Annotated in this window: 20 protein-coding genes; 14 read left to right on the top strand and 6 right to left on the bottom strand. The window is 32.0% G+C overall.

All coding sequences use genetic code 11. The features are described from left to right. Nucleotides 1-18 precede the first annotated feature (18 nt). Together HHU12_RS26760 and HHU12_RS26755 are read left to right on the top strand one after the other, a co-directional pair. Entirely contained in the window at nucleotides 19-699 is a 681-nt protein-coding gene (locus HHU12_RS26760) for an SAM-dependent methyltransferase (RefSeq protein ID WP_169659813.1), read from the top strand. A gap of 88 nt (nucleotides 700-787) precedes the next feature. Then, entirely contained in the window at nucleotides 788-1,396 is a 609-nt protein-coding gene (locus HHU12_RS26755; RefSeq protein WP_169659812.1) for a DUF6434 domain-containing protein, read from the top strand. 110 nt (nucleotides 1,397-1,506) lie between these two features. Here the strand turns inward: HHU12_RS26755 and HHU12_RS26750 are convergent, their stop codons facing one another. From HHU12_RS26750 to HHU12_RS26725, 6 genes are all read right to left on the bottom strand, one after another. Beyond that, entirely contained in the window at nucleotides 1,507-2,469 is a 963-nt protein-coding gene (locus tag HHU12_RS26750; protein ID WP_169659811.1) for a hypothetical protein, read from the bottom strand. 26 nt (nucleotides 2,470-2,495) lie between these two features. Continuing rightward, nucleotides 2,496-3,455, bottom strand: coding sequence for a hypothetical protein (locus tag HHU12_RS26745; RefSeq protein WP_169659810.1), 960 nt, complete (start codon nucleotides 3,453-3,455; stop codon nucleotides 2,496-2,498). An 814-nt stretch (nucleotides 3,456-4,269) separates the two neighbouring features. Next, entirely contained in the window at nucleotides 4,270-4,941 is a 672-nt protein-coding gene (locus HHU12_RS26740; RefSeq protein WP_169659809.1) for a response regulator transcription factor, read from the bottom strand. Then, a complete protein-coding gene (locus HHU12_RS26735) occupies nucleotides 4,938-5,690 on the bottom strand; it encodes a sensor histidine kinase (RefSeq protein WP_169659808.1) in 753 nt (250 codons plus the stop codon). Before HHU12_RS26735 ends, HHU12_RS26740 begins: the two co-directional genes overlap by 4 nt. Beyond that, nucleotides 5,666-6,310, bottom strand: coding sequence for a hypothetical protein (locus HHU12_RS26730; RefSeq protein WP_169659807.1), 645 nt, complete (start codon nucleotides 6,308-6,310; stop codon nucleotides 5,666-5,668). The genes HHU12_RS26735 and HHU12_RS26730 overlap by 25 nt, the downstream gene beginning before the upstream one ends. A gap of 8 nt (nucleotides 6,311-6,318) precedes the next feature. Then, nucleotides 6,319-7,113 carry a hypothetical protein gene (locus HHU12_RS26725; RefSeq protein ID WP_169659806.1) on the bottom strand — a complete coding sequence of 265 codons (795 nt, stop codon included), beginning with the start codon at nucleotides 7,111-7,113 and terminating at the stop codon, nucleotides 6,319-6,321. A 1,015-nt stretch (nucleotides 7,114-8,128) separates the two neighbouring features. Here HHU12_RS26725 and HHU12_RS26720 point away from each other — a divergent pair. The 12 genes from HHU12_RS26720 to HHU12_RS26665 all read left to right on the top strand — a co-directional run bounded on the left by HHU12_RS26720 (nucleotide 8,129) and on the right by HHU12_RS26665 (nucleotide 19,308). Next, entirely contained in the window at nucleotides 8,129-8,551 is a 423-nt protein-coding gene (locus HHU12_RS26720; RefSeq protein ID WP_169659805.1) for a hypothetical protein, read from the top strand. Between the two features lie 122 nt (nucleotides 8,552-8,673). Next, entirely contained in the window at nucleotides 8,674-10,710 is a 2,037-nt protein-coding gene (locus HHU12_RS26715) for a phosphatidylserine decarboxylase family protein (protein ID WP_169659804.1), read from the top strand. A 533-nt stretch (nucleotides 10,711-11,243) separates the two neighbouring features. After that, nucleotides 11,244-11,783 carry a hypothetical protein gene (locus HHU12_RS26710; protein ID WP_169659803.1) on the top strand — a complete coding sequence of 180 codons (540 nt, stop codon included), beginning with the start codon at nucleotides 11,244-11,246 and terminating at the stop codon, nucleotides 11,781-11,783. Nucleotides 11,784-11,805: 22 nt separating this feature from the next. Then, nucleotides 11,806-12,204 (top strand): hypothetical protein, encoded by a 399-nt coding sequence (locus HHU12_RS26705; protein WP_169659802.1) that lies wholly within the window; start codon nucleotides 11,806-11,808, stop codon nucleotides 12,202-12,204. Nucleotides 12,205-12,291: 87 nt separating this feature from the next. Next, nucleotides 12,292-13,338: a serine hydrolase domain-containing protein gene (locus HHU12_RS26700; RefSeq protein WP_169659801.1), complete on the top strand. Its 1,047-nt coding sequence runs from the start codon at nucleotides 12,292-12,294 to the stop codon at nucleotides 13,336-13,338. Nucleotides 13,339-13,534: 196 nt separating this feature from the next. After that, on the top strand, nucleotides 13,535-14,131 hold the full coding sequence (locus HHU12_RS26695; protein WP_169659800.1) for a hypothetical protein: 597 nt from the start codon (nucleotides 13,535-13,537) through the stop codon (nucleotides 14,129-14,131). 50 nt (nucleotides 14,132-14,181) lie between these two features. Then, the gene (locus tag HHU12_RS26690; protein ID WP_169659799.1) at nucleotides 14,182-14,847 is read left to right on the top strand and encodes a DUF6624 domain-containing protein; all 666 of its coding nucleotides are present in this window, start codon (nucleotides 14,182-14,184) and stop codon (nucleotides 14,845-14,847) included. 332 nt (nucleotides 14,848-15,179) lie between these two features. After that, a complete protein-coding gene (locus HHU12_RS26685) occupies nucleotides 15,180-15,833 on the top strand; it encodes a DUF3239 domain-containing protein (RefSeq protein ID WP_169659798.1) in 654 nt (217 codons plus the stop codon). 96 nt (nucleotides 15,834-15,929) lie between these two features. After that, nucleotides 15,930-16,550, top strand: a complete 621-nt coding sequence (locus tag HHU12_RS26680; protein WP_169659797.1) for a hypothetical protein — start codon at nucleotides 15,930-15,932, stop codon at nucleotides 16,548-16,550. A 231-nt stretch (nucleotides 16,551-16,781) separates the two neighbouring features. Next, nucleotides 16,782-17,129, top strand: coding sequence for a cystatin domain-containing protein (locus tag HHU12_RS26675; RefSeq protein ID WP_169659796.1), 348 nt, complete (start codon nucleotides 16,782-16,784; stop codon nucleotides 17,127-17,129). 24 nt (nucleotides 17,130-17,153) lie between these two features. Next, complete coding sequence (locus tag HHU12_RS26670; protein ID WP_169659795.1) at nucleotides 17,154-18,335, top strand: flavin monoamine oxidase family protein; 1,182 nt, start codon at nucleotides 17,154-17,156, stop codon at nucleotides 18,333-18,335. A gap of 52 nt (nucleotides 18,336-18,387) precedes the next feature. Next, complete coding sequence (locus HHU12_RS26665; RefSeq protein ID WP_169659794.1) at nucleotides 18,388-19,308, top strand: hypothetical protein; 921 nt, start codon at nucleotides 18,388-18,390, stop codon at nucleotides 19,306-19,308. Nucleotides 19,309-19,428 lie beyond the last annotated feature (120 nt).

Below are 19,428 nucleotides of genomic sequence, written 5' to 3'. Positions count from 1 at the left end.
CTAATATCAATTTTAATTATGGCCTTTGAATTAAAGAATACTGTTCCTTGGGGAAGAACATTAGAGGAATATAAAAATATATTCAACCTATCAGAAACGGATTTAGAGAAGAAGATAATCAGTTTTGGAGATGGACCTGCAAGCTTCAATTCAGAAATGACAATGTTAGGGAAATCTGTGACCTCAATTGATCCTATCTATCAGTTTTCAAAACATGACCTTGAAAACCATATTGATAAAACTCGTCTTATTGTGATGAAACAGACGAGAGAAAATAAAGATGCATTTATATGGACGTCAATAGCAAACGTTGATGAATTAGAAAAAATCAGAATGAATGCTATGAAAAGTTTTATTGAAGATTTTGAGAAGGGGGTGAATCAAAAAAGATATATCACCCACGAATTACCTGATCAATTAGATTTTGAAGAACAAAGTTTTGAACTGGGGTTAAGTTCTCATTTTCTTATTCTCTATTCAGAATTAGGAATTGATTTCCATATAAAATCCATTTCAGAAATGTTAAGACTATGCAAAGAGGTGAGGATATTTCCTTTGCTGAATTTGAATGCTAAGATATCAGAAGTACTTGAGGGAATTATTGATTATTTCAGCAATGAATATGAAGTTCAAATTGAAACGGTCGGTTATGAGTTTCAGAAAGGAGGTGACAAAATGATGAGAATAACTAAAAAGTAATATATTTATATCAAGCGTAGGTAACTTCTTTTATTTGCACTTGATTCTTTTTTCAGTACAAGATTTAGAAATAGAAAACCCAAAAATAATGGACTCAAGACCAATTTTAAATAAAAAAATTACTCTAAAAGATTTCAAAGAGTTTTATTGGCTTAAAGAGGAGTTGGTAACGTTTTGTAGAAGTGAAGGATTAAAAACTACAGGTGGAAAAGTTGAAATAAGTGAAAGAATTGAGTTTTACTTAAAGACAGGTTTAGTAAGAGAAGGTGAGAAAAAGAAGGCTCCAAAATCAAAATTTGATTGGAATACAGAAGTGCTTTCACTGCAGACTATCATCACAGACAATTATAAAAATACCGAAAATGTGAGAAACTTTATGCTTAATCATATCGGTCAACATTTTAAATTTAATGTGAAATTCATGAATTGGATGAAGGTTAATACGGGGAAAAGCCTGGCAGATGCAGTGAGTGAATGGAAGTCCATTTGTACAAAACAGAAGACTACAACAGAAATAAAAAGTATTTCTCCTCAATTTGAGTATAACACTTACTTAAGAGACTTTTTGGTTGATAACCCTACTTTAAAAAGGGATATTGGAATAAAGCTTTGGAATATAAAGAAGACTTTAAGAGGAGATACTAAATATAGTAAGGAGGACTTGAAGTTGCTTAAAAAGGAAATCATTATCAACTGACACTCCCCTTTTTAAAGTATTATTCATTACTGTGATACATAAAAAATCAGCTTAATAACTGTGTTTTCATAAAACAGTCACTAAGCTGAAAATTAGATGCATAAATACAATTACCTTACAATCGACTCTAAATTATAGTCCTCTACCCATTCAGATAAAGTATCCTTTAGAAGCATTAAAGCTTCTTCATATTTATGTTCTACTAAAAAATGATGAAAAGGAGTGATTTTATCAAAGTAGATACTTTTCAATAGGTAAGTTTTGTTAGTTTGCTGATTAATAAAACCACTTATATAAGGAGAGATAAAATAGTACAACTCGTAATAAATTGCTCCATCTTTCATATCAAGAAGTTTATTATCTCTAAAGACTCTATACAAGTCTAAAACTTTCTCAGATGAATGTTGATGTATTTTTGAAACTGCAGCAGTAGCTAGACAATCATCATTTTCTTCTTCAGCTATTTCTGTTTCTGTAGGTACATCTTTACAAAGAGGAGGACACGGTCTGATCCAATCCATATAAATAGCTTTATCAGTAGATTGAAGGTTTTTCATAAATGGATGAATAATCTCCTCTTTATATCCGAACTCAAGCGATATTTCTTGATATTGATCCTTTCTTATAAAATCTAATATTTTTTCCTTTCCATAGAAACCACCTCGTGTAATTTCTTTATAGTTGAATTTCGAGTTTCTAATTTTTATATCATTTACGAATGTTGAAATCAATTCACAAGTTTGAAATACAGAATGCCTTTCACCTAAATGATCATAATACCCTTGTTTAATCAGGATAGCTTGGTTGCCAACGGAATATTCAGATCTAGCACTACAAGGTATAAGAAGTATGCGTATACTGTTAGGGTTTAATTGATCGGCAAGGCCGTACATAAACCGAATCCCTTTTACTTCTGGAGATAAATTGATTACTTTTTCAATCAAAGATTTTGGAATTGTAAATGATGAAGCCGTCCCTGGGAAGTTTTCTTTGTAGCAATTGGTATGTTGATCATAATACTCTTGGCTTACATATTGGCCAACTTCTGATACTTTAAGTTTACTTTGTTTCATTTTAAAAATAGTTAAGTGTTTACTTATTATAATTCAATGACTTCGACTTGATAATCTTCTACCCATTCAGATAAAGTATCCTTTAGAAATGCTAAAGCTTCTTCATATTTATGTTCCACTAATAAATGATGAAATGGGGTAATTTTATCATAATAGATACTTTTCAGTAGATCAGTTTTGTTGGTTTGATGATCAATATAGCAACTTACATAAGGAGAAATAAAATAGTACAACTCGTAATAAATCGCTCCACCTTTCATATCGAGAAGTTTATTATCTCTGAAGACTCTATATAGATCTAAAACTTTCTCAGAGGATTGCTGGTGTATTTTTGAAACTGCAGCAGTAGCTAGACAATCATCATTTTCTTCTTCTAGAATTTCTTCAGGTTCAGATTTCCCACCACATAAAGGAGGACATGGTTGAGACCAATTACTAAAAAGAGAATTATTTTCTTTTTGAAATTCTAAGATTGGATGAATTATTTCCTCTTTATAACTAAAGTGAAGAGTAATTTGATCACCTTGACTGTCTTTTATGAACTCCAAGAGTTTCTTCTTACCAAAGAACCCACCTCTTGTAATCTCTTTATAGTTCAATTCTTGATCTCTTCTTTTTATATCATTTACGAATGTTGAAATCAATTCACAAGTTTGAAGTACAGAATGTCTTTCACCTAAATGATCATAGTACCCTTGTTTAATTAAGATGGCTTGGTTGCCAATGGAATATTCAGATCTAGCACTACAAGGTATAAGAAGTATGCGTATACTGTTAGGGTTTAATTGATCGGCAAGGCCGTACATAAACCGAATCCCTTTTACTTGCGGAGATAGATTGATTACTTTTTCAATCAAAGATTTGGGAATTGTAAATGATGAAGCTGTACCTGGGAAGTTTTCTTTGTAGCAGTTTGTGTGTTGCTCAAAATACTCTTGGCTTACATATTGGCCAACTTCTGATACTTTAAGTTTACTTTGTTTCATGTTTATTTAGTTTTGAGATGTATTACTTTTTTGGCTTACGCCACCGTTGATTTGAGTGGTATCTGGACTCCACTATTAAAGTGTTGCAAAAATTTCTTGGTTATACTACTTTAAGTTGTGTTCAATAAAGTCAGTTTGTTTTAGGCTGTTAATTTTCAACCTAGGTGTTTTTATAATCGATATTTGTTGAAATGAGAAACTGCTAATTGACTTATGCTTTAGAGTAGCAAAAAAACTATAGCTTTACTTTAGTTACCTAATAATAAGTCTTATTTATTGAATTACAAATACTTATAATGTTGTTTTTTGGTTTTTCTTTTTTTTTAGCCAATGAGTGACGTTATTTTTTGGCTTTTGGAGAGTACTTTAATTATAACTCAAAACTAGTTCTACTTTCCACTCAAAATAAAATTTAATACTTAATTATAGTACATTGTGAACTAAGTTTTCGAATATTTATAATGCTTAGAAATCAGGAGATTTCTGATGATCTGTAGGACGCGAATGTCGCTTATGCTTAACATTCGCACCAGTGGGCTTTCTAATCTATTCATTGGGTAGTGCTTCCCAGGCCTTGAAGGGAAAAGCGTTAAGAATTTCATGTATTGAGCCGTTAAAAATGATTTTCTTGTTTGAGCTTTAGCGAGTTTAAAATCATTTAGGTGAGAGGAATGGAATTTAGCTTTTGACTTCTAAGCCTAGATTTTTTGTTTCGTTTTTCATTAATGGAAAAATGAAGCTTGGGAGTAGAACATAAAAAGCTTGCAGAAATACAGATTGGAAGTTGACGGTAATTTAGTTTACAATGTATTGATTATTGTGGAAGAGGGTGAATTTGATTCGCTATTGCGTATACAACCAAGCCTACAGTATTTTTAGCACCGACCTTATCCAAGATTCTTTGTCTATGATTTTCTATGGTTCTTTTACTCAGAAACAATTTATCTGCAATTTCTTGGTTTGTATTTTCCTTACAAATAAGCTTTACAACTTCAATTTCTCTTTCAGATAGTTCGTCATTTGCATTCAATGAAATTTTTTTTGTGCTACTTGTCATATATTGTACAAGCATTTCTTTGTCTTTTTCTGTAAAATAGACACCGGTCTTATCAACAGCTTCAATAGCTTCAACGAGTAAATCTCTATTAGCATTTTTGGGGATAAAAGCGGACACTCCCAATTTTATCATATGCCCCACAATATTACTTTTATAATGAGAAGAAAGTATAATAATTTTCAAGTCTTGGTATTGCCCTTTCAGAGATTCTACTAATTCAAAACCATCCATTGGTTTCATTTGAATATCTACTAAAGCAATATCAGGCAAGTCATCACTTTTAGTATTTTCAAGGTATTTTAAAAATGCTAAACCACTATTGGCCGTTTTAACGACGTTGATATGTTCAATTTTTGAGAAAATTAGCGAAAGCCCCTCTATTAATAATACTTCATCATCAACGAGGGCAATTTTTATATTTTTATTCATAGTGTTGGCTGTGCTATAATTAATCTAACCCCTTTACCTTTTTTACTTTTCCATTTGCAACGACCATCAATAGATTTAATTCTACTGTCTATATTTTCAAGCCCCATTCCTTCTTGAAGTTGTGAGTGATCAAAACCTACACCATCGTCAGACAAAATAATGCAAAGTGAACCTTTAGTATCTCGGATATGAATAAGCATATTTGAGGCCTTGGCATGCTTTATCACATTACTTAAAAATTCTTGAATGATACGGTAGATTTGTAATTCAAATGAGATATCCCTCGGTTGGTATTGATGTTGCATAAGTAACACAATCGAAAGGGATTTGTCTACATTTGCAATTAATGCTTCAATGGTTAGAATTAACCCAAATTTTTCCAGATTAACAGGATAAAGAGAATGAGAAATATTCCTCGTAGTCTCAATCAATTCTGGAATCTGTTGTACAATGATTCCTTTTGATCTCTCATCATTCCATGTATCTTCATTATTAATCCAAAGTGATAAGATATTCAACTTGTTACCTACATCATCATGTAACACTTCTGCTATTCTTTTTCTTTCATTTTCTTGAACCAAAGAAGCTTGTAAAGCTATTTCTTTCTGATGATTAAGCGCTAGCTCATGTTGAATATTTTTCTCTTGGAGTATTTTATTAATAAAGGCTCGATATAGTAGAAATATAAAAACGATGATGATTGTTAATACAATAGTAAAAACAATTATAAATTGGATTTCAATGACCATTTGATTTGACTATAAAAAGTGTAAATGAAACTTACATATAATACAGTGTTCAGAAGATTATTCATTATCCAAATAGAAAAATTTTGTTCTGTCAGTTGATCCATCACCATAAATAGAAACAATGTTACACTATAGTATAAGAATAAAAAAGCATAAACAATCACTCCTGGATTATTCTTTTTCAGGTCTTTAATGTTTTTAATTAATAGGAATGCTGAAAAACAGATTATGATTAAATGGGAGATGATTTTACCATAACCTGTTGATGGATCTTGTTCTGAAAGCCAAAGTATACAAGCTTCTATACCAAAACTAAGTGCAATAATTCCAGATATTACGTACCATAGTTTCTTTACTTTTAAATCTGATAATAACAAATTTATTGTAATGAAGAACTCCCCTGTTACGTAAATAGGGTAAATGTTTTGCATTGTCTCACTTTCTAAAATGTAAATAGAAGAAAGAGTCATTCCTTCAATTGCAAGAAGGAAACCTAAATATCCTACATACCAATTATTTAGTCTTACAATACTGATTTGATTGCTAATAATACAATTGATAAAACCGATATATAAAAAAGAAAGAGATGTTATAATAGATAATAAAGTATAGAAGTCCATTCTTAAATTTATAGTAGGGAGAAAGTATTTTTACTTTTACATAGTGGAGGGCATGGATGTGACCAATCACCTGCATTTGAAAGTAACTGTAAAGTAGGTTGGCCTTCAGTATTTTTTACTTTTAAAATTTCTCCTGTTCTTAATTCACTTGGATCATTATCCTTATGATTTGTTGCTACAAAAATTAAGATAGGTAAGTGCTTTTGGTAAATAAAAGAGTTTTTAAAACCAAATAATGCAACAACATCATCCTGATATTCACCACCACTCTCCAAATCTGCATATGGAACTGTAAAGGCATTAAAAATATACTTTCCTTTGAATGTGTTACACTCATAGTAGAACCAATCCAAGCAATTGTATTTCCATTGTTCAATATCTTTAGCTGAAGCTTTTTCTGTGATAGAAGGTTCATTAATTACTGGGTAATCAACTTCCTGCCAGAACTTCTCAATTTCTAAACTTTTGGATAATCTTGTTTTAGAAGTAGTAGTGACCACATCTTTTTCCACTAATGTGATATCGTATTTCAAATGAGAAAGCTTCTTTGTGAGGTATTTATCAAGTTGTACTTCCGCTCCTTTTTTATCTAAAGGAACAAGAATTAAGATAAATTTTTCATCATGAACGCCTGCATAAATATGAAACTGACTATTGTCGTTGTTCTTTTTTAGCCATTCACGGTCCGATTTGTCAAAACGAAACCCTTTAGTAGGATCAATGAGTTTGTTTACTTTTGAGAAGTCGCTTTTAGTTTCTGCCCATTTTTGAATTGCTTGAATGCATTTGTCTTTTTTTAGCATAGCTGAATATTTAGTTTTTAAAAAGTAAAGTTAGATTTTAACTAGTAGTAGCTTTTATAGACTTGTGCTTAAAAGGTGTCTCTTGTTTGAAAAAATGCAACCTAAAAAATAAATACAGTCTATTTATTTCTAAATATAATTCAATTTAACACTGTAAACAAGTCTTTAATTTACAGAGGTTAACAATGTTGTGATTGTTTATCATTAGAATCACTCAATTTTTGGAACTATAATTTTTGAAGTTTGTTGGATTTAGAATACATATTCTTGTAAAGTAAATTATTTAATTTTCCTTCATCTATATATAGTTATTCGTTTTTTTTAGGGATTAGGATTGGGTATAAATACTCAAATTATCAATTAAGTATTTATACTCTAAGTTGTACTAAATAATTAATAGATCTTTGTAAAGTAATCGGAATTAGACAAAAGATTTTGATATTATTTACTTCAATAGAAGACTAAAATCATAAAACTTATTCTGAAGCTACTATAATTAGACATGAAAAATATGAAACTTTACCCTTAAAAAATGTATTTCATTATAGTTTAAGAAACTATTTCAACACAAAAGCATGAAAAAATTGTAAGACTCATTTTAATTAAATTACAAGTTAGTACTTGATGCTTCATTATGTTTAGATAATGTGTACACACAAACTATAATGATGAGATGAAAAGTTAAATAACTTGATCTTACTTAGAAAAGGCTTTAAGACCTTTTGAAACTATTTAATTGTTATTTTCGCTGATAAGGTCTGAAGGAATTTTATTTAAAATTTACCTTCGGACTTTATTTTTTCACAAGTATCATTGAGTTAGGTATAAATACTCAATTTGATAATGTGGTATTCCTACTCTAACATATGCTTTAAAATTCCCTGACATTTGTAATGTATTCAAAAGCATAGAAATCAATTACTTAACATTGAATAACCTTTTGATAATAAGGCGGAAACCGAAAAGCCTATCATAAATAGAGTAGGGAATTTTGATCAATTAAAATTGAGAAACAATGGCAAATCCAATTTCACAACCCATTAACCCTAAAGGTGCAACTAATACTGTAGCTACTGGTACTATTTCATGTGTAACAAATGCAATGAACATGCAAAAAGCAGTAGTTTCAGTTGTTGATGCTGATGGCGAGGTAGTTGTATCCGGTACTTTTGAAGGAAGCGGTGAAAATAATACTCCTGCACATGTAGTGGGTGGTGGTACTACTTTGACTTACTCAGGCGCAAAACTTCCTCTCACTTTAAATGCAGAGTTTTACTATAATCCAGGTGGAGGCTTTGTTGCTAACGCACCTAATAAAGTATTTCTTGCTATACCACTTAATGACCACGGTGTGGAATTTATCACCATTCTATCTGAAGACTGGGTTGATAATGACTTTAATGATATGGTTTTAAGAAGCACTACAATAGCACATTAATACAAGAACATCAACGAATTGAATTAATCAATAAAAAAACGCTCTCATATTAGCTATTGGTCTATTGATAAATAGTATATGATATAAGTAATCCATAAACTTTTTAACAAATCAACCTAAAAATGAAAGTACAAGAAAAACATCAGTTTAATGTAGGAAAATGGTTGCCTAAAGATTACGAGTTGATCAGTAATCATATCAAGGGAATAAAATCTTATGTAAAAGCCAATCCTAGTGATTTAACGTTCAACATTCGTGCTTTAGACTTATACGTTAAGAGTAATCCACAAATCAGCCAATGGTCCAATGAGATGTTTACTGAAGTGCCTAGAAAGTACCAGTATTCGCAATACGGCCATGAGATACAAAGTTGGGATGAATTTATTCCATTGCTCAATGGGATTATGAAAATGACAATGACATTCAACACATCAGGTTGTGTCGGTTTCCCTATAAATGCCTTATTAGATTGGGCAATGGGAACACCTGCAGGACATAATTTCTTTTTAGATGATGGTGTCAATCAACATTTCAATAAAGTTTTGAATGACTGGGGTGTGTTTTTAAAAAGTTCAGAATCGGTTTATGCAGTACAAAATAATAATGAAATTGTAAAAGAGTACCCTGGGCACTTTGTAGACTTTCAATATTATTGGTTGAGTGATAAAGCGATGGTAGCTCTTGCGAATGCTCTGAATAATGGAATTGAATACCATGATCATAATGCAGATGAAGCAAGAGAAGCATTTCAAACCGCTTTTTATTGCCCTGATATTAATAATCTATATTATGGATTTACTAGTTGGGATGATTTCTTTACCCGTCAATTCAACCCTGGACAACGTCCTATCGCTAAAGATCCTGATCATATAGCGAATGCTTGTGAGTCGGGACCTTATAGAGTGGCTCATAATGTAAGGCGACAAAATGCATTTTGGATGAAAGGCCAACCTTATTCATTATTGAATATTTTTAATGAAACGGAAGGTAATTCTCCTCTTACTGATAAGTATGAAGGTGGAACAATTTATCAAGCGTTCTTAAGTGCTGAAAGTTACCATAGATGGCATAGCCCGGTTGAAGGTGTAGTCAAGACCGTTTACGATACGGCAAGCCAAAAACCGTTCAACAGTACTTATTATTCTGAACTATTGCCAATAGATCAGTTGGATTTGGACCCAAGCGGACCAAACGAGTCTCAAGGCTATATTTCAAATGTTGCTACTAGAGGTATCATTGAAATTGAATCTATTCATCCAGGAATCGGTGATATGTGCGTGATCCCTGTAGGAATGGCCGAATGTGCTACTTGTGATATTACAGTTACACCAGGTCAGAAGGTAAAGAAAGGAGATGAAATAGGTATGTTCCACTTTGGGGGATCTACCCACTTATTAGTTTTTCAAAAGGATGTCAATCTATTATTCGATTATCATGGAGAACGCCCAGGCTTAAGTGCAAAAAATATTCATGTTAATTCAAAAATTGCCACTGTAATAGATAAAGTGCTTGAATATCCTACAGAAAATGGCAAAAGTGGTATCCGTATTGGAAGCAAAAATACTTTTAATAAAAATGCAGCTGCTGTACTAGCCGTTGTACCTTCTGAAGACGCCGCTTATCCTATCAATGTTGGAAATGGCAGGGGACAATACCTCTGGGGAGTAGATGCTAAGGGTAAAGTAAATACTCAAATAGGAACTGCTCAACCTGTAGATGTACAGGCATCAAGCAATATGCATTTTAATTTTCCTGAAGCAGGGACAAGTGCTTACATTATAGGTGATAACCCAAATGACAAGATTTGTGCTGCGCTAAAGATTGTTGTTCCTGCAAATAGTCAAAAATGGCCATTGGTTGTTGCAAACTCTTTGGGTAATACAATTTGGGGGATAGATTGTCAAGGAAAGGTAAACAATTATAATCCTGTACCTACGCATGAAACAGCATCATTACAGATGTCGTATCCATCAACCCAAGGTGGCTCTAATGGATTGGTCATTGGTGATGTGGACATGACATTAGGATGCTATGGTGGTATCTCCATTATAGTACCTGAGTATGCTAAAAACAGCGGTATATATGCCATTGCTGTTGTTGATGCAATGGGTGATCTTCTTTGGGGAGTTGACGCATATGGCAAAGAGGTTAATCCTTAATTTATACTACTGCTACTAATAATTTGATAGTAAAAATGATTTTGTAACTGACTGAATGTTATCTATTATTTTGCTTCATTACCTTCAGTACCGGGATATTATTTATTCCGGTACTTTTTTGTTTAAGTTCTGTATATAAGTACTAGGACAAAAGAAAACGAGTGTTTTGTGCACCATAGTTAAAACTATGGGCAGGTGATACAACAATCTAATCAAGACTAAAGCCTTGAAGATTGAAAACGTAAGCAACAATTTAGTGTTGGTGGACTCATTATCACCTGCCCATGACTTCAGTCATGGTGCACGTAATTATTGTTCTATTTCTTTTGTCCTAGTACTTATAAAAGGTTAATAAAGTAAAAGCCCCTAAATGATGGCCTAACTTTTGGGCGGCAATAATTACAGACTACATTTTTTAGATTTAAAATAGATCACAAAATGATTAAAAACTTCTTCCTTCTCTTGACATTTGCTTTAGTAATAAACATCTCATCAAAAAGCCTCTATTAGCAATCAAGACATTTTATTAACCTATGAAGTATCTAATAGTTTTGATTGCATTTCTTTTCATGGCAAGTTGTGGTAATCAAGAGATCACCATCAAAAAGTTTGAAAATTTTGGTGTATCATTAAATTATCCATCAAACTGGAGCAGAATTGAAAATGAAGCAGTCTTATTTGGAATAACGGATTATGACCTCTTGGAAGGAAGTGGATCAAATATTCTTCTTTTAAGTACGGATACGTTAGAATCGAGGTATTATGGCATAAAATCATTTGAGCAGTTTGCCAATAATCTATTTCAAGAACAGAAGAAAACGGACAAAAAACTTCTTACGAAAAACCTGGAGGAGGTTTATCTGAATAAAACACTTTGTAAAAAGTTTTCTATACAAGTAGAAGGAAATTTTTCTACCTTGATTCAGAGTACTTACTTATTTGACTATAACGGAAGTTATTATTCCTTGATAATCACTGAACCTATTGAAATAGAGTCTGGTAAAGCAGAAGAGAACCAAAAGATTCTATCAAGCTTAGCATTGAAAAATCTGGAAATAAAGAACCTGATTTAATATAATTTAAACTAACATGGTAATGGAAATTTCAACAAAAAAGAGAGTAGCTAAATTCTCACAAATAGGATTTATTGGCGGTATTGCAGTTGTGTTAGGTGTCATTAATCTAGCAATCGGAAATTATTTAAGCGGAGGAATTATAGTGCTGATAGGAATCTCTACATACTTAAATTCAACTAGTAAGAATAATAAAATTAAAGGCTTGACGGTACAATTTACGGTATCAAAAGTGACTGTGAAAAAGTTTGATGAGGTAGTATTTCAATTTGTAAAAGGTGAATTTAAAACTATATCACAAGTAAATAAGGTACTATTAAAATCGGATGAAAATGAATTCATGATCGCCTTTGAAGATTACTCTCTGACATTTGATGAGACGCAAGAACTTAAAAAACGTCTTCTCGATTATAATTTATGAACAGTTGGGAGTTAACTTTAATTGAGGAGATATTTTTGCACGATAATATCTTCAACAGTTTTAGGAAAAACAGCTCTCAATAAGATCATGACCAAAGAAAAAGTTAAGCAAATACTCAGAATAGCATTTATTGGTGCTTCAATATCTTCTTTATATTTTGTGCCATGGTTATTAGTCAAAGCATGGATACTTCCTTTGCCAGATACCATACAAGAACAAGTAAATGAAGGGGTAAGTCATGGGTTTGATGGACTAATTGTTTATATAGACCAAGCCGGTAAACCACCTCAGTTTTATGGTGCAGGATGGCATGATAGAGATACTAAAATTCCTGTCCAACCTCAAAAAGCACTATTTAAACTGGCAAGTATCAGTAAATTATATGATGCAGTAGCGGTAACGAAATTGGTGAGTGAAGGTCGTCTTTCATTGGATAAAACATTGGCAGATTATATTCCTGAGTTGGTAGGGAGAATAGAAAATGCAGATAAAATTACTTTGAGATTGATGATACAACATAGAAGTGGTATCCCCAATTTCACAGATGCTCCAAATTTTTGGGGAGAACCGGGTAAATCTTATGAAGAATGCCTCGCTTTGATTTTAGATAAGCCGGCTAACTTTAACCCTGATGAAGATTATGAATACTGCAATACAAATTACCTCCTGATAAATAGAATAATGGACAATGGGTTGGGGTATAGTAACTTTGAGTATGTCAAAGAGAAAATCCTGATACCCTTGAATTTGAATAATACTTATGCATCACTCCATGACGTTAATATTGATGACGTAATGGGCGGTTACCATGTGGGATATGCCCTCAATCTGAAAGAAAATGACCATGGCATGCACGCAACTGCAAAAGATACTGGAGTATTTTTAAGGGCATTAAACGATGGAACTTTATTTGAGGCTGGAGAGCAAGAAATTTATGCTTCTACTTATAAGTTTGAACATTCTGGGTGGGTACCTGGGTATCAAAGTTTTGCAAAATACCATAAAGACCTTGATGCTGTGACAATAGAGTTCTATAATACAACTGATTCTGAATTGTATTATTGGAACTTGTCAGAAATTATTAATAATAGGATAGTAAAGATTCTAGAGTATCAAAAAGAGATTTCAAAATAAGATCGTTTTGATATAATGTTTTTTTGCTAAAAATAGAAGAATCATTAATTTGCTCTAAGAAAACAATAATGCCTCTTTTTTATAGCATCAATGTTTTGGTGCGGTAAAAAAGGATAAAGGCATTTTTCCTTTTAAATAAAGCAAATTAATAAACCAGGCAAACTAAACTATTGCCCTAAATTCAACTATTATTTCAATGATGAAATTTTTTTTAGTTCCGTTATTACTAATTAGTAATCTACTTTTAGCACAGGATGAAAGAGTATTTTCAGAAAAATATAAACTTAGAGATTGGCAGTTACCCATCGCCAAAAAAGAAGTAAAAACAATTCTCGACTATTACCTTTTAATGCCAGATGAGTTGTTTGATTGTGAAACTGGATCACAATATGATAAAAATAAACGAATGGAACTTATCAGGTTAAAAGATATCAGGAATGGGTATATAGATTTTAATCGCAATTGTACAATCACTTTATTCAAAGACAGAAGTGCAAAAAGAGATTATATTGCTGTTTCTAGTAACTCATCAGGTCGCGGTACAACGTGCGGTGGCTATAATATGATAATAGAACTTTCTACAGCTACAGGACAATGGTTCTATCGTAATCATTTGTTTCCAAAAGGTGATGATTTAATTAAGAAGTTCTATGGTGAGAATTTAGAAGATGGTGATATGTATAAAAAACTGCCACGTTACGGTTTAATTATACAGCTTAAAGATGAGTTTCTTGAAGGGACTATTTTAGAAATGAAATGGGATGGAACATGCTTCAAATTAGTCGCACAGTAACAGGGCGTCATTATCAGATCAAAATCTTTAATCAATACAATATCACTTCAATGAAAAAAATAATCCTTCTGCTCTTTCCATTATTCATCAATTGCACCAATACTTCCACAACTGAAAAACAATTGACATATGAAGAAATAACAATACTGTTAGATAGTATTCATGAGGTGGATCAGTTCTCACGAAAGAAAATTCAAAAGGTCTTTAATGAATATGGAAGAGAGAGTGATGAATTTATAAATGAGCTTAAAAGTTTACAGACATCTGATTCATTAAATACTTTGGTAGTTTGTAATATTTTAGATCAATATGGATGGCTTGAAACCAGTAAAATTGGATCAACGGCCAATCGTACTTTATTTTTAGTATTGCAACATGCTGATAAAGATACTAGGGGAAAATACCTTGAGACGATAAGACAAGCAACTCTCGAAGGAAAAGCTTCAAAAAGTTCCCTTGCATTATACGAAGATAGGCTTAATCTAGAAAATGGAAAACCGCAAGTGTATGGAAGTCAAGTTTCTATGGATAATGAAAATGGAGAAAATTATGTTTTCCCAATCCAAAATCCTGAAACTGTAAATGAAAGTAGAATTGCTGTTGGTTTAGACTCTATTGAGACTTACCTTTCTTACTTTAATATTCAATGGAACTTAGAAGAGTATTATAAAGCCCTGCCAAAAAGAATGGCTGAATTAGAAAAGGATAAAATGTAATACACACCTTTGCCATTGCAAATTCTAATAAATTAGATGGTAATGGAAGTACTTACAAAGATGTAGTAAATCAATCATGGGCAGAGTATTTATTGATCAAACATAATGTTTGGGAGGAAGTAGAGACAATTATTATGGCTAAATAGAATTTTATTAAAATTCGAAAAAAAGCAAGATTATTTATTGTTTTATTAGATTATCATTAATTTCATGCTAAAATAGAAAGCAAACAAAGAGCTCAGTGATTTTCAACTTTTAATCAATCTAATCCGCTCAATAATAAGCTTACTAAATCAAGAATAACAATTTTTTTAATCTTAGACACTTATTTTATGTTCAAATTTTTAACTGGTGATAGAGATAAATATCAGTCTAATAACCCTGGCAATGTTAACTACAGTCTTTTACTTCATATTTATCAGGGTGTAAGACCCGCACCTATGGTGGTATGGCCAATGGTAATTTCTTTGGCACTTACGTTTCTAGTATCTACTTGGTTTTCGATTATATTTTTTTTAGTCTTAATTTTCTTCTGTGCAGTTCATTTTGTCGTCTATCGCCTTCTTTGTGAAAATTATAAAAAGGGTGATTCAAATCCTGGAATAGTCGTATCTGTCAATCCAACCTTAGTTGCAGTAGCTACAAATATGAGGAAAATAGGGGGTGATTATCCTGTTTTGAATATACATGAAGAAAAATATTTAAAAAAGGTAAAGGTGGGTGATCGTGTAGCTACTATTTCGGTTTACGGAGAATACAAAGATAAAGAAGTTATTTATTGGAAAGATGTTTCTCCAACATCCGTTCCTACGATCACTTTGAATAAAAAAGAGATAAAAAGAGCAGTTGAATCCTATTCTGAAGAAGAGTGGACAAAATTGGAAGACGCTTTGGCCGAGATTCAAGCACCTTACAAAGTGGGTCTTTATCGATTGAGAGTTCATACGAGTGATTGGGCTGGTGAAGAAGAAGTTGTTGAATCATAGAAAACGTCATTTTTAGAGCATGTTTGGAATATATTTCATTAAAAGAGATGTTTCAAACATGCTCTTAATAATTATAACTATTTAATCTCTTTTATTATGTCATTTTTAAAGCGAATTTTTGGTCAAGGAACGAAAGAATCTGATGAGAAAGTTGAAAAATCATTAGAACAAATTGAATCAGGTGCAGTCACAAAAGTTTATCCTATTTTAAAAGCTTCAGACTGGCCTGGTATTGAGGCGGGAGCACTTAAGCAAACTTTATTTGGGACACAGGAGAAACCAGAGTTAGTATTAGGCTTTGGATATAATACAGCGGATAACTTTGTATTTTTAATGCCAAAAGATCTTGAAGGTAAAGACCCTCAGAAAATATTACAAGATGCTTATCAAAATTTAGAGGAAGTTCAGGTTGATTTTGAAGAATCAAAAGGAATGTTATTCGCCTCAGGAAATGATTTTTCTAGTGAGAAAATATTATGTGAAAGCCACATGTCAAAAGCTCATGAACTACTCAATGCAGAAGAATTACTAGTTTCAATTCCTAGGAGGACTGTGATGATGATTGCCTCAAAATCTGCTCCTGAAGAAATAATTAATCCATTTTTAAAGATGCATGCCTATACATGGCAGGATGATTCTTATGGCAATGCTCCAATTATTAATGCATTATTTGTGGTGAAAAATGGGACCATTAATGGTTTGATACCGATGGAGTAAGAGAACGTTTATGATGAAATAATTAACATAAGCTTTTCTTGTATTATAGAGGTGTTATTCATTATCAGGAGACAACAGTAAAAAGCATTGATGCTGTGTTTCAACTTATGTTATATTTTATTAAAGAGGTGTTTTGTATTATAAAAAGTAATACAGAACATCTTTTTCTTTTTATATACTTTTGATTTATTTCCTATATTTAAACGAACGTCATTAAAAACCCAAAGATCTATGAATTCGAACATACTATTCATCTCCATTTTAAGTGTCTTTTTATTCGCTTCATGTCAGAATTCCAAAAAAGATACATCACAGAAGCAATCTGAACAACTAGCCGGAGGGTGGGCTGAATCAGAAATCACACCTGAAGTCAAAGAAGCAGTCAATTTTGTTTTGGCTGAAATGAATACCTCTTCTCCTTTGAAGAAAATTGAATCAGCCCAATTACAAGTAGTGGCTGGAATAAATTATAAAGTTATTTTTTCTTTGAAAGACAATACTGTATGGAAAGCAAAAGTATACCGAGACCTTGAAGGCAATTATACTATATCTGATGGCCCAACACAGAAATCCAATTAAAACTCCTCATAAATTAAAATAAAAATGACTAGAAAAGAGTTTGTCAAAATTTGTGGAGTATTAGGCATTTCACTTCCTTTTCAAACGGTTTTGGCTTCATGTGATAACAGTGATGATAACGTAAAACCTACTATTTTTTCAGGTACAGTGTTAATCATAGGGGCAGGAGCAGCGGGAATGTCTACCGCTTATCTATTAGCTCAAAAAGGTATTGATTTCAAAATCCTTGAGGCATCAACTACATACGGAGGGAGAATAAAACATGATACAACATTTGCTGACTTTCCAATACCTTTAGGTGCAGAATGGTTACACGTTGATCGTACTGTATTTGATACGGCTGTAAATAATGATGCTGTCGATATAAAAACGAATACGAAAGGATATGCTGTAAATGATTTAGTAGGGTATTATGATGGAACTTACGCTACCACATCATTATCAAGAGCATTTGGATCTTTTGAAGATCAAAAATTTATCAATAGCAGTTGGCTAGATTTTTTTGAGACTTACATCGTTCCAAGTATTCAATTACAATTTACTTTCAAAACACAGGTCAGTAGTATTAATTATGAAGGCGATAAAGTAATAGTGAAAGATATCAATGATCAAACCTTTGAAGCAGATAAAGTAGTGATTACGGTACCACTGAAAATGTTACAGAAAAATAGCATTTCATTCACTCCATCTTTACCTGATAATAAACAAAAGGCCATTCAAAATGCTCCTGTATGGGGAGGAATTAAAGTTTTCATAGAATTTACAGAAAAGTTTTACCCTGTTTATCTGACATTTCCTGATAGCGAAACTAGTGTAGGACAACGCTTGTATTATGATGCTTCATACGGTCAGAATTCTACAAAAAACATCATTGGTTTATTTGCTGTAGGCGAACAAGCACAGCAATATCAAAACCTATCAGAATCAGCTCAACGTGATTTTATTTTAAAAGAATTAGATACTATTTTTGAAGGAAAAGCATCAGCAAACTATGTGAAGCATATTGTACAAAATTGGGATGAAGAGCCTTTCATACAAGGAGCTTACCTTGCTGACAATGCTTCATCAAGAACATCAAGAATTCTCTCCTCCTCAGTGAATAATAAACTCTACTTTGCAGGAGATGCTTATACCCAAGAAGCCGATTGGGGAGCAGTGCATAATGCTATTCGAAGTGCAAAGGATGTTGTGGAGGAAATCGCTTAAAATTTATCCCAGCGTCAGTAAATCAAACAAATCAACTTAAGCAAACTTCATCATGACTAGAATCCTAATATTATGTATTTTTATTTCCACTACTTGTTTTGCTCAAGACCTTCTAGTTGAGAGTGATACAACTGAATACTATAAATTGAAAGGGAAGTATGACTTACTTAGTTTCAATGGTATAGAATGGAACTTTAAGAATAATGTTGTAAGAAAGACCATTTACGATTCAGAAAACTTTTTGAAAGATTATCCAAAGTCTCTTTTCTACCCTTTGGTAATGTATACTTTATCGTCTTTATACAAAGCAGTCGATTCATTAGAAAAATCACATTCCATTGATATTGAATTAATAGAGACAATAGATGACTATAAATTAATTGAGATCAGAGAGAATCTTACGATTTATTTTTCAGATACATCAAATAGAAGGTTTAAAACCACCTATTTTGAAGATAAAAATGATGCAAAAATCTCTACTCTAGAAAAGCTGACCAAATATTTCATTATGCATAAAGATTATGAAAAAGCCTATTACTATCTGGAAATGTTAAAAAGTACAGACCGAACATCCACATCTACTTCTACCTGTTTTAGTATTGACGATACATATCCCGATTTAAGCTTTGAGGTTTATTATCATTTCAATTATTATAAAGAGTGTTTTAAAATTATTGAGGATGGTATACTTCATAAAATGATATATGAGAAAATTTATATGAAGGAAGACTCAACTTTTAGTGAACGTGTGGTACAATATGCAGATGTAATTAAAAAAATATATTCACCAGAAGAAATTGAAAATGGTTTTCTGAAACAAATTAAGCCTACTAATTATGATTACTTTTACTATGAGGTTGACCTTTTCGGCCGTCATTATTATGATGAATTGTATGATAAAGAATTCTCTGAATTACTAGGGTATAAGGTAGACGATGAGATGGAAGATAAACAATTAAGTATTGATTTCTAAGTATATGACAAAAATTGATTGAACAGCATTTCTAGCTGTTCATAAAATCTATTTTGTAGGCATTGAGAAAGTTTCTCTAAGCCATATTTAAATAAACTTTTGGCTTTCCTTCCATGAGAT

The organism is Flammeovirga aprica JL-4 (assembly GCF_012844305.1).
Classification (GTDB): Bacteria; Bacteroidota; Bacteroidia; order Cytophagales; family Flammeovirgaceae; genus Flammeovirga; species Flammeovirga aprica.
This window is presented reverse-complemented; position numbering and strand designations above follow the sequence as displayed.

Coding starts and splice junctions, on each gene's coding strand:
- HHU12_RS26760 (WP_169659813.1), top strand. CDS start 19: ATGGCCTTTGAATTAAAGAATACTGTTCCTTGGGGAAGAACATTAGAG.
- HHU12_RS26755 (WP_169659812.1), top strand. CDS start 788: ATGGACTCAAGACCAATTTTAAATAAAAAAATTACTCTAAAAGATTTC.
- HHU12_RS26750 (WP_169659811.1), bottom strand. CDS start 2,469: ATGAAACAAAGTAAACTTAAAGTATCAGAAGTTGGCCAATATGTAAGC.
- HHU12_RS26745 (WP_169659810.1), bottom strand. CDS start 3,455: ATGAAACAAAGTAAACTTAAAGTATCAGAAGTTGGCCAATATGTAAGC.
- HHU12_RS26740 (WP_169659809.1), bottom strand. CDS start 4,941: ATGAATAAAAATATAAAAATTGCCCTCGTTGATGATGAAGTATTATTA.
- HHU12_RS26735 (WP_169659808.1), bottom strand. CDS start 5,690: ATGGTCATTGAAATCCAATTTATAATTGTTTTTACTATTGTATTAACA.
- HHU12_RS26730 (WP_169659807.1), bottom strand. CDS start 6,310: ATGGACTTCTATACTTTATTATCTATTATAACATCTCTTTCTTTTTTA.
- HHU12_RS26725 (WP_169659806.1), bottom strand. CDS start 7,113: ATGCTAAAAAAAGACAAATGCATTCAAGCAATTCAAAAATGGGCAGAA.
- HHU12_RS26720 (WP_169659805.1), top strand. CDS start 8,129: ATGGCAAATCCAATTTCACAACCCATTAACCCTAAAGGTGCAACTAAT.
- HHU12_RS26715 (WP_169659804.1), top strand. CDS start 8,674: ATGAAAGTACAAGAAAAACATCAGTTTAATGTAGGAAAATGGTTGCCT.
- HHU12_RS26710 (WP_169659803.1), top strand. CDS start 11,244: ATGAAGTATCTAATAGTTTTGATTGCATTTCTTTTCATGGCAAGTTGT.
- HHU12_RS26705 (WP_169659802.1), top strand. CDS start 11,806: ATGGAAATTTCAACAAAAAAGAGAGTAGCTAAATTCTCACAAATAGGA.
- HHU12_RS26700 (WP_169659801.1), top strand. CDS start 12,292: ATGACCAAAGAAAAAGTTAAGCAAATACTCAGAATAGCATTTATTGGT.
- HHU12_RS26695 (WP_169659800.1), top strand. CDS start 13,535: ATGATGAAATTTTTTTTAGTTCCGTTATTACTAATTAGTAATCTACTT.
- HHU12_RS26690 (WP_169659799.1), top strand. CDS start 14,182: ATGAAAAAAATAATCCTTCTGCTCTTTCCATTATTCATCAATTGCACC.
- HHU12_RS26685 (WP_169659798.1), top strand. CDS start 15,180: ATGTTCAAATTTTTAACTGGTGATAGAGATAAATATCAGTCTAATAAC.
- HHU12_RS26680 (WP_169659797.1), top strand. CDS start 15,930: ATGTCATTTTTAAAGCGAATTTTTGGTCAAGGAACGAAAGAATCTGAT.
- HHU12_RS26675 (WP_169659796.1), top strand. CDS start 16,782: ATGAATTCGAACATACTATTCATCTCCATTTTAAGTGTCTTTTTATTC.
- HHU12_RS26670 (WP_169659795.1), top strand. CDS start 17,154: ATGACTAGAAAAGAGTTTGTCAAAATTTGTGGAGTATTAGGCATTTCA.
- HHU12_RS26665 (WP_169659794.1), top strand. CDS start 18,388: ATGACTAGAATCCTAATATTATGTATTTTTATTTCCACTACTTGTTTT.